Here is a 9,778-nt window from a genome sequence, read left to right on the forward strand (position 1 = left end):
CCGCGGTCCGGTCGGGCGGCTCTCTTCAACTGCTCAGCGGGGCGAACAGATCCTGCAGGGTCGCCTCATCCAGCAGGCTTTCCGAGGCCGCGTCGCTGTCGTCGAACAGCGCATCGGCCAGCGCCTGTTTGCGCGCCTGCATGTCGAGGATCTTCTCCTCGACCGTGCCGGCAGCGACGAGCCGGTGGACGAATACCGGTTTGTCCTGCCCGATCCGATGGCTGCGATCCATGGCCTGCCGCTCCACCGCCGGGTTCCACCAGGGATCGTAGAGAATCACCGTATCGGCCTCGGTCAGCGTCAGGCCGACCCCACCCGCCTTCAGGCTGAGCAGAAAGACAGGCGCCTCGCCCTGCGCGAAGGCTTCCAGAACCGCCCCGCGGTCCTGCGTCTGTCCTGTCAGCGTCAGATGCGCGATCCCGGCCTGTGAAAGATCGGCCTCGATCAGGCGCAGCATCTCGACAAACTGCGAGAAGACAAGCACGCGCCGGCCCTCGGCGACCAGCTCGGCGAGCAGATCGCGCAGCCGGGCGCGCTTGGCGCTGTCGGTCACGGAGCGCGCGGCCTCCGTCCTGACCAGCCCGGGGTCGCAGCAGACCTGCCGCAGCTTCAGCAGCGCGTCCAGCACCGTGATCCGCGCCGCGGCCACGCCACGTTCGGCGATGGCCTCGCGCACGCGGGCATCCATCGCGCTGCGCACCGTCTCGTAGAGCGCCTGCTGGGGTTTCGGAAGGTCGACACGGTCGAGGATCTCGGTGCGGGGCGGAAGTTCGGCAGCGACAGCCTCCTTGGTGCGGCGCAGCAGGAAGGGCCGCAGGCGCCGGTTCAGCCGAGCCTGGGCAGCGGCGTCGCCGTGTTTCTCGATCGGCGTGCGGAACAGCGTCTGGAAGCGCTTGCGATCGCCCAGAAGCCCCGGGTTCACCCAGTCGATCAGCGTCCAGAGGTCCTGCAGCGAGTTTTCCAGCGGCGTGCCGGTCAGCGCCAGTCGCCCCTTGGCGGGGATCTCGCGCAGGGTCTTGGCCATCTGCGCGGCCGGGTTCTTCAGCGTCTGCGCCTCGTCGAGGATCACCAGCGGCCAGTCCTGCGCCGCCAGCCAGTCGCGGTCGCGGGCAAGCAGCGGATAGGTCGTCACCACCAGATCGGCCTGCAGCGCGGCGGCGCGCCGGGCCGCGCGGCCCGGGCCATGCAGCACCACGAGGCGCAGGTCGGGCGTGAATTGCGCCGCCTGCGTCTGCCAGCTGTGCAGCAGGCTGGTGGGCACGATCAGCAGCGCCGGACCGGGCGCGCCGCCCTCGCGCCGCGCCTGCAACAGCGCCAGCACCTGCACCGTCTTGCCGAGCCCCATGTCATCGGCCAGCACACCGCCGAAGCCGGCCTCCAGCAGGCTGCCCATCCAGGCGGCGCCATAGGCCTGATAGGCGCGCAGCTGCGCGCTGAGCCCGTCCGGCGGGTCGAATTGGTCCGCCTCGGCGAGCGCCCGCAGGCTACGCGCCATCGGCAGAATGCCGGCCTTGTCGGAGAAGCGGATATCGCTGCCCGCCAGAGCCTCTTCCGCGCGACGTGCGGCGTCAGCCTCCGAGGGATGCAGCGCGCCCAGCTCGGCGTGATGGGTGAGGAACAGGTGCAGAAGCGGCGCCAGCGGGGAGAGATCGAGCGCGACGTAACCAGCCTTGCCGCGATCCAGATACACGGGGTGGCCGGCCAGATGCCGCGCCAGCGTCTCGACATCGGGGACCGCTTCCCAGGCCTCGCGGAGCTGCTCCAGAAACGCGGCGACCAGTGGCGCGACATCCACCGCCTTGTCGCCGATCTCGACCTGAAAGCCCAGCGAGAACCAGTCGTTGCCCTGAAACACCTCGCCCGCTTCGGCCTCGGTCGTCACCGAAAGCTCGGCCGCTTCCTCGCCCAGCCGATAGGGCCATTTCGGCGTCTCGACGACGTCCCAGCCGTCGCGGCGCAGCTCGGGCACCACGCGAAAGGCGAAGTCCAGCGCCGCGCGCACCTCCGACATCTCCAGCGTGTGCAGGTTCATCTCGCCATCGGCAAAGACGAAGTCGCACGCCATCATGCGCTCGCCCGGCCAGTGGAATTCCAGCTCTTCCACTGGCAGGGCACCGGCCTCACGCAGCCGGGTGGCGCAGGCGGCCTCCCACCGCGGATCGCGGGTCAGGGTGACCACCTCGCCGTGCTGGACCACCCACGGATCCGGATCGCCCTCGCCGACCTCCTGCCCGTCATAGACGAAGCGCAGAGTGAGCGTGGGCAGCTGAACGGACGCGCCGAAATAGCGCGGGCCGTCACGGGCAGTCTCGCGGCCGAGGGTCAGCCGAGCGGTGCGCTGCCGGGCCGCGCGCGTGGTCTGGCGGATGCTACGCGGACGCGGGAGGTCCATCCCGCCAAGCCTGTCGGGCAGCACGGCGCCGAGTGCATCCACCTCGTCCGGCGGGATATCCGGGCTCGCCGCCACCAGCTGCAACGTGTCGCTGTCCACGGTGTTCTCGAGCGCCCCGATCCGCCCGGTCGCGGCATCGATCCAAAGCGTTGCGCCATCGAGGCTCCGCAGGTGCAGGGGGTGGTCGGCGGCGTCCACGAAACCCAGCCGCTGGCGGCCATCCGCCGCAAGGTGCCAGGTCAGGCGCGGCGCACGCCGCTCCCTCGACCAGCTCAGTTCCGCACCCGGCGCAGTGTCATGCAGGAAACGGCCCGTTTCGCAGAGCTTCTGGATCAGTGCGATCGCGTCTTTCCCCCGGGGACGCAGCAGATCGGGCAGCCCGTAGCCATAGCTTGCATCCCAGAGCCGCGCCTGGGCCAGCGCCGACAACAGCTCCAGATCCACCGGGCGGATGAACCTCGCCGGGCCCGTGCTGCGCAGGGCGTGCACCGCGTCGTAGCGCCGGATCGACTTGTTCAGCGCCGTGCCCGCCGCATTGATCCGCCCCTTGCAGATGTCGATCCGGACCTGCGGGCCATGCGGCGACAGAACATAAAGCAGGCGATCCTTCACCTTGTCCGGGTAGTCCTCGGGCCGGGTCTCGGCGGGCGGCGCGGGGGCGGCGCTGTCCTTGACCCGGCGCAGCCAGCTCTCGACCGGCGCAGCCAGACCGGGGCGCGCATGCTGCTTCGCAGCCCATGTGACCATCACGGCCGCCACGTGCTTGCAGTTCTGGCCGACCGGGCAGGAACACTGCCCGTCGACCCATCTGTCGCCGAGGGCGATCCGCTGGCGATACATGGTTCCGCGCCCGTTCGACACACGCCCCGCCAGCACGCGGTCGCTCAAGGCTTCGACCGACACGACAAGATCGCGCCGCGCATAGTCCCGCCCGCGCTGCAGCGCCGCGCTGTCGAAATGGTCGCTCAACCGGGTATCCATGGCCAGTGTCTACCCGCCATGCGGCCAATTGGAAACGACCGCTTCCGCCACCTCTTGATCGACTCGTCTATCAGTCTCAGCCCGTCTGGCGCAGGTCCGGGCCCGCGACCCGCTTCGACCCGCCGCGCTGCGCCGACGGCAGCCGGATCAGCGTGGCCATGGCGTCGGCGAGCTTGTTCGACACCGGCTCGCCCTCGATCCGCTGCTCGAGGAACCAGTCGACGAGGCATTCCTTCTTGCCCTGCGTCTCGGGCGTGATCCCGAACTTCGCAATCGCCGCCTGCATCAGCTCGAGGTAGGGCGTCGTATACGGCACCGCGTCCGCACCCTCTGCAGGGCGGACGACTTCGGGCACGTAATCCGGCCAGATCGCCTTCACGAGAAAGCGCGGCATGCGGATGTCGATGAACTCCCAGTCCCGTGCGGTCAGCCGGTCGGAGAAATACTTGCCCTCCCGCCACTGCTCTGGCCGGATGCTGGTGTGATAGCCCGAATGCAGGCCGAACCCGCTGCTATTGCCGTAGCCCCAACCGTTCGGCCGCTCCTCCGTGTACCGGCCCTGCGCGATGAGATCGCCATCCCGAAGAGCGACCAGCAGCTCGTTTTCCGCCTCCGCCTTCCAGGCGATCTTCGGATCCTGCGGCGGGTTCCAGTGGTCCTGCGCAGGCCTCGGCTTCGGTGGCGCCTTGGCCGCCTCTGTTGCGCGCCGCGCGACGGTCACGTTCTGCACATGGGCAAGCGCCTCTGCATAACTCCATTGTGTACGGTCGAGCGATTGCAGCGACATCGGCGGCCTCATGAATCATGCGGGATAGCATGAACATAATGGGAACGCCCGACCCCCTCAACCCATTCCGATGTGGCAAGGGCGGAGGGGTTCACCCTCTCCCGGCGGGCATGGGCTGACCGGTTCCGAGGTCGCGGGCGGCGGCATGTTGCGACACCGTTGGATCATGATGTTCGATCCCGGTCCCATCCGTCGCCCCAACTCGCTCGCCCCCTCAGCGATGACCCCCGCCGAGCGCCGCGCCGAACTCTGCGCTCTGCTGGCGCTGGGGCTGGTCCGGTTGCGGCTGCGCGAGCGCGGTGAACCTTCTGAAGATACTGGAGAAAATCGCCTACACTCTCGGGCGAGCGCATGCCGTCATGCAACTCGAACTCACCGGAGAACCGCATGACCACCCACGATCCTATCCCCGCGCGCCTGGCCGAGCTGAAGACGGCGACGACGCCCGAGCTGAAGGCCCAATGGCGCGACCTGTTCGACAGCGAGCCGCCGCCCTTCAACCGCCGCTACCTGGAGAGCCGGCTCGCCTACCGCATCCAGGAATTGGCCTACGGTGGGCTGAAGCCCGAGACGATCCGACGGCTTGAGCGGCTGGGCGAGGAACTCGACGGCGGTGACCGCAAGAAGAGCCGCGTCCGCGCAGACATCATGCCCATCGCCGGCACGCGGCTGATCCGCGAGTGGCAGGGCGTCGAACATGTCGTCACGGTCACGGCGGACGGCTTCGAATGGCAGGGCCGGCCCTACAAGTCGCTCTCCGCCATCGCCCGCGCCATCACCGGCACGCGCTGGAACGGGCTCGTGTTCTTCGGGCTCAAGAACCGGCGGAGGCGGACATGACCAAGCCCATCGTGCGCAAACAGCGCTGCGCGATCTATACGCGCAAGTCGTCGGAGGAGGGGCTGGAGCAGGAGTTCAACTCGCTCCACGCCCAGCGGGAGGCCTGCGAGGCGTTCATCGCCAGTCAGCGCTCCGAGGGCTGGGTGCTGGTGCGCGATCAGTATGACGATGGCGGCCTCTCGGGCGGCACGCTGGAACGGCCCGGCCTGCAGCGGCTGCTGGAGGACATCGAGGACGGGCTGGTCGACGTGGTGGTGGTCTACAAGATCGACCGCCTCAGTCGCTCGCTCGCCGACTTCGCCAAGCTGGTCGAGGTATTCGACCGAAACGGCGTGACCTTCGTCTCCGTCACGCAGAGCTTCAACACCACGACCTCAATGGGGCGGCTGACGCTGAACATCCTGCTGTCCTTCGCCCAGTTCGAACGCGAGGTGACGGCCGAGCGCATCCGAGACAAGGTCGCCGCCAGCCGCAAGAAGGGGATGTGGATGGGCGGGGTGCCGCCCTACGGCTACCGCGTCGAGAACCGGAAGCTGGTGGTGGACGAGGACGCCGCCGAGCACGTCCGCTGGATCTTCGCGCGCTTCCTCGAGATCGGATCGGGCACGGAACTGGCCCGCGAGGTCGCGAAGCGCGGCATACTCACGCCGCGCGGCAACCGGATCGACAAGAAGTACCTGTATCGGATGCTGAACAACCGCGCCTACATCGGCGAGGCGGTCCACAAGGGCGAGAGCTACCCCGGCGAGCACGACGCGATCATCGACCGCGAGACATGGGACCGCGTCCATGCGATCCTGCAGGAAAGCCCGCGCAAGCGCGCCGCACGGACGCGCGCCGAGACGCCGGCGCTGCTGAAGGGGCTGCTGTTTGCTCCTGACGGGGCGGCCTTCACGCCAACCCACACGCGCAAGGGCGGGCGGTTGTACCGCTACTATGTCAGCCAGACCGTGCTGAAGCACGGGGCCGGATCATGCCCGGTGGGCCGCGTGCCCGCGAGCGAGATCGAGGCCGCGGTCATCGACCAACTCCGTGCCGTGTTCCGGCAGCCAGAGATTGTGGCAGGCACATGGAAGGCGGCGTGCGCCCACGCCGACGACATCACCGAGGCCGACGCTCGCAGGGCCCTGCAGCAGCTCGATCCGCTGTGGGACGAACTCTTCCCCGCCGAGCAGGCGCGCATCGTGGCGCTGCTCGTTGAGCGCGTGGACATCGGCACGGAGGGGCTGAACGTCCGGCTCCGAGTGGACGGCCTCGACGGCCTCGCGCGAGAGATGCTGGCCGGCGGAATCGAGATGGCAGCATGAGCCGCAGCACGCCGATCCCAGAAACTGTGACGCTCCATGTCCCGTTCCGGATCTTGAAGCGCGGCGGGCGCAAGGAGATGCAGGTGCCCGAAGGCGCCACGCAACCGCGCCGGACCGACAACACGCTGGTGAAAGCGCTGGCCCGCGCGTTCCGCTGGAAGCGCATGCTGGAGTCGGGCGAGTTCGCCACCATCGCCGAACTGGCCGAACGGGAGGGGATCGCGCCCTCCTACATGACTCGCGTCCTGCGCCTGACCCTGCTCGCGCCCGACATCGTCGAGGCGATCCTGGACGGGAAGCAAGGGTCGGAAGTGACGCTGGGGCGGGTGTTGGAGCCGTTTCCGGTGGAGTGGGAGCGGCAGGTGCAGCACTTCGGCTCGATATGAGCCACGAACGCTGACGAGACCTTCCGTCTTTTGTATGTTGGACCCGGCACACGCACAAGTTATGGTGCCTTCGTGCTTGGCGCCTCGATGCTGTGCACCTAAACATGAGTTCAGCTGCCAGGAGATCTCTTTGCTACCGCGCAACATTGCCCCAAAAGCCCCACCTATCAAAACACAAGGCATCAAAACTAAGGTTGTCCCACTTATCGCCCGTTCTATCGAGTGGGATGGTAGTGGCCGATGGATCGAGCCCTTCATTGGTTCTGCTGTTGTCGCGCTCAATATCGCACCGCAACGCGCCCTCTTGGCCGACACAAACGAGCATATGATTGACCTGTATCGCGCAATTCAGAATGGCTCGATAAACGGCCGCACCATTCGCAAATATCTAGAGCGAGAAGGGACGCAACTGCTTGAGAAGGGTGAAGCGCACTACTATTATATTCGAGAACGTTTCAACGAGTGCGGCGATCCCTTCGATTTCATATTCCTTAGCCGGTCGTGCTTCAACGGGATGATGCGGTTCAATAAGAAAGGTGGCTTCAACGTTCCGTTTTGCCGCAAGCCCGAGCGGTTCCGGCCTGCGCTTATTACAAAGATCGTCAATCAGGTCGAATGGGCGGCGAAGGCGATGGAGGGCAAGGATTGGCAATTTCTCGTGCAGGACTGGCGCTTAACAGTCGGAAGTGCACGAGCTGGCGACGTCATCTACTGCGACCCTCCCTACGTTGGACGGCACGTCGACTACTACAACGGCTTCACCGAAGAGGAAGCCGACGCGTTGGCCCAGTCGTTGATCGCCAGCGAAGCCGGCTTCGCCCTATCTATGTGGCTAGAGAATAAATACCGACGGAACGACTACGTTGACCGTTTGTTCTCAGACTACCCGCAGCGCACAATGGAGCACTTCTATCATGTCGGTCCGCAGGAGAAGTTGCGCAACGCAATGACGGAAGTGGTTGTTCTTTCGGAGAACGTCGCCGCAACACCCGCTGAAGTTCCAGAGTCACCCTTGCCGCTTTTTGAACGCGCGGAACTCATGGATGTTTGAGAAATCCGAACGGTCGGCTTTCGTTCGACCGTAGGAGCGCCAGTAATCCAAAAATTCGTCCTCCGAAGCGAACGGGCCGTTGCCAGCACGGAAATCGTCGATTGTCGCGTGGATGCTGCCGATGTTGGTCGTGTTCCCGCTGCCGGCGCGATCTGAAGAAATTCTCCATTTCTCTTGAACAAAAACCTCGACATTTTCAAACGGCAAAGGGATTTCTCCTATCCGATCAATCGTGTATTGGTGTTCCGCCCCCGCTTTCTTCTCAGCGATGCGGTTGTAGACGAATCCCAGAACCCAATGCTCGGAGTACTCGGGGAACGGGAAAACTATGTTCTTCTTCTCGTTGCCCGGGCGGATGAAGCTCGTGTAGCCGCCAAGTGTGTAACTGAATTTGTCGTCGTCATGCATTCGGTAGGTTGTCTTCACATCGATTGCGATCTTCCCGTTGTCTCCAAGCCCACGATGGAAGGTGAAGTCAGGATAGTGGTTCTGCACTGTCGGTTCGACAACTTCGTATCCAAGCACCTTCGCCGCAGCGTAGACTGCCGGTCGACTGACAAGCTCGAAAATCGTACTCAGGACCTTTGTGTCGGCGCCGAGCGGGTAAACGCTGCCAGCTTGATCGACAATGCCGCAGACAGCGTAGCTGTCTGCGAGCTTGTCCATCTCTGCCAAGAGCACCTCTTGAATGGTCGACATGCTGCTCCCCCGAAAGAATCAAGTTTTTCCTGAGCCTATCCAGATCAGCAAGTAGAGTCAGCACCGGTCGTGTCCCCGTACGTGGTGTAGCTCGGGGCGGTCACCGGGGTCCTCGGTAGGGTCGGGTTGCTGAGCCAGCCTGGATCGAGGAACGACCCCGATGACCAAGCCCATGATGGACCTTCGCGCGCTGGTGTAGAAGAGCGCGGATGCGGACCTGCCTGTCGGGCGTGAAGCTGGTCATCAGCGACGCGCACGAGGGCATCAAGGCCGCCACGGCGCGGGTTCCGTCCACGACCTGGCAGCGGTGCCGCGTGCATTCCCAGAGGAACGCCCTAGCCCACGCCGGCAAGAGCAGCCGGCGCGTGGTCTCCGCCTTCATCGCCACCGCCTTCGCCCAGCCCGACCATGCCGCCGCCAGCGCCCAGTGGCGGCGCGTGGCGGACCAGATGCGCCCCAAGCTCCCGAAGCTCGCCGCACTCATGGACGGCGCCGAGGAGGACGTGCTGGCCTACATGACCTTCCCGGCCCAGCACCGGGTCAAGCTGCACAGCACCAACCCCATCGAGAGGCTGAACGGCGAGATCAAGCGGCGCACCGACGTATGCGGGATCTTCCCCAACGAGGCCGCCATCCGCCGCCTGGTCGGCGCGATCCTTATGGAGCAGACCGAGGAATGGGCCGTCCAACGCTACCGCTACATGACGCTGGAAACCCTCGTGCCCGTCGGCGATGATCCCCACGTCAGCCTCCCTGCCGCGCAGGGCGACTGATCAGCTCGCCGCTGACGAGGCCGTCAGGCCAGCCGCCAGCTACACCACTCGATGGGACACGACTTCAGCACCTTGGTCAGCTAAGAGGTTCATCCTCCTCGTGCTACCTTCGTCACGTCGCTCAAGGGCTGCGCTTCCCGGTTGGAATTCAGTCCGCTCACAACCAGCGGCGACTGACTTCGAACTACGATCTAGCCGAGCGAAAATTCCCATTTCAGTCATACCTTTACAAGCTATTCACCAAACCAACGCAGTCATGAGGTCCGGAGAATTTCGGCCCTGAGAGACCGCTTCCGGGCCACCTGGCCCCGGGGCCGGTGCTCAGCCCCTCCCGCATAACCCTCAGATACAACGGAAAAATCCGGCCGGAGCCGGATCGGGAGAACGCTTTCGCGGGGGCAAGTGGCGGAGGGAACGGAACTGGGATCGAACGTTCTTTTGTGGATGCCGCTCGGTTTGCAAGGAATTTCTGATCGTCGGGGCATGTGATCGAGTGCGTTCTTTTGTCAGGCCTGTTCGTGCGGCTGACATGGCGCCGCTGGCCGGGATGGTGATGCGCGGA

Annotated in this window: 7 protein-coding genes and 1 pseudogene; 5 read left to right on the forward strand and 3 right to left on the reverse strand. The window is 65.4% G+C overall.

Going from position 1 to position 9,778, the window contains the following annotated elements; all coding sequences use genetic code 11:
- Window positions 1-25 precede the first annotated feature (25 nt).
- A complete protein-coding gene (locus DLJ49_RS17920; protein ID WP_115394913.1) occupies window positions 26-3,373 on the reverse strand; it encodes a DEAD/DEAH box helicase in 3,348 nt (1,115 codons plus the stop codon).
- Between the two features lie 76 nt (window positions 3,374-3,449).
- Window positions 3,450-4,172 carry a hypothetical protein gene (locus DLJ49_RS17925; protein WP_199533419.1) on the reverse strand — a complete coding sequence of 241 codons (723 nt, stop codon included), beginning with the start codon at window positions 4,170-4,172 and terminating at the stop codon, window positions 3,450-3,452.
- A 375-nt stretch (window positions 4,173-4,547) separates the two neighbouring features.
- On the opposite strand from DLJ49_RS17925, the gene DLJ49_RS17935 reads away from it, so the two are divergent.
- From DLJ49_RS17935 to DLJ49_RS17950, 4 genes are all read left to right on the forward strand, one after another.
- A complete protein-coding gene (locus DLJ49_RS17935) occupies window positions 4,548-5,000 on the forward strand; it encodes a DUF2924 domain-containing protein (RefSeq protein WP_115394915.1) in 453 nt (150 codons plus the stop codon).
- Window positions 4,997-6,307, forward strand: a complete 1,311-nt coding sequence (locus DLJ49_RS17940) for a recombinase family protein (RefSeq protein WP_115394916.1) — start codon at window positions 4,997-4,999, stop codon at window positions 6,305-6,307. Before DLJ49_RS17935 ends, DLJ49_RS17940 begins: the two co-directional genes overlap by 4 nt.
- Complete coding sequence (locus DLJ49_RS17945) at window positions 6,304-6,693, forward strand: hypothetical protein (RefSeq protein WP_115394917.1); 390 nt, start codon at window positions 6,304-6,306, stop codon at window positions 6,691-6,693. The genes DLJ49_RS17940 and DLJ49_RS17945 overlap by 4 nt, the downstream gene beginning before the upstream one ends.
- A 130-nt stretch (window positions 6,694-6,823) precedes the next feature.
- Window positions 6,824-7,744 carry a DNA adenine methylase gene (locus tag DLJ49_RS17950; protein ID WP_233489206.1) on the forward strand — a complete coding sequence of 307 codons (921 nt, stop codon included), beginning with the start codon at window positions 6,824-6,826 and terminating at the stop codon, window positions 7,742-7,744.
- Here the strand turns inward: DLJ49_RS17950 and DLJ49_RS17955 are convergent.
- Window positions 7,700-8,443: a type II restriction endonuclease gene (locus tag DLJ49_RS17955; protein WP_115394918.1), complete on the reverse strand. Its 744-nt coding sequence runs from the start codon at window positions 8,441-8,443 to the stop codon at window positions 7,700-7,702. The genes DLJ49_RS17950 and DLJ49_RS17955 overlap by 45 nt on opposite strands.
- 212 nt (window positions 8,444-8,655) lie before the next feature.
- Here DLJ49_RS17955 and DLJ49_RS17960 point away from each other — a divergent pair.
- Window positions 8,656-9,216: pseudogene (locus DLJ49_RS17960) on the forward strand (transposase); the annotation flags it as partial.
- Between the last annotated feature and the right edge of the window lie 562 nt (window positions 9,217-9,778).

Source organism: Rhodovulum sp. 12E13, assembly GCF_003340565.1.
Classification (GTDB): Bacteria; Pseudomonadota; Alphaproteobacteria; order Rhodobacterales; family Rhodobacteraceae; genus HLUCCA09.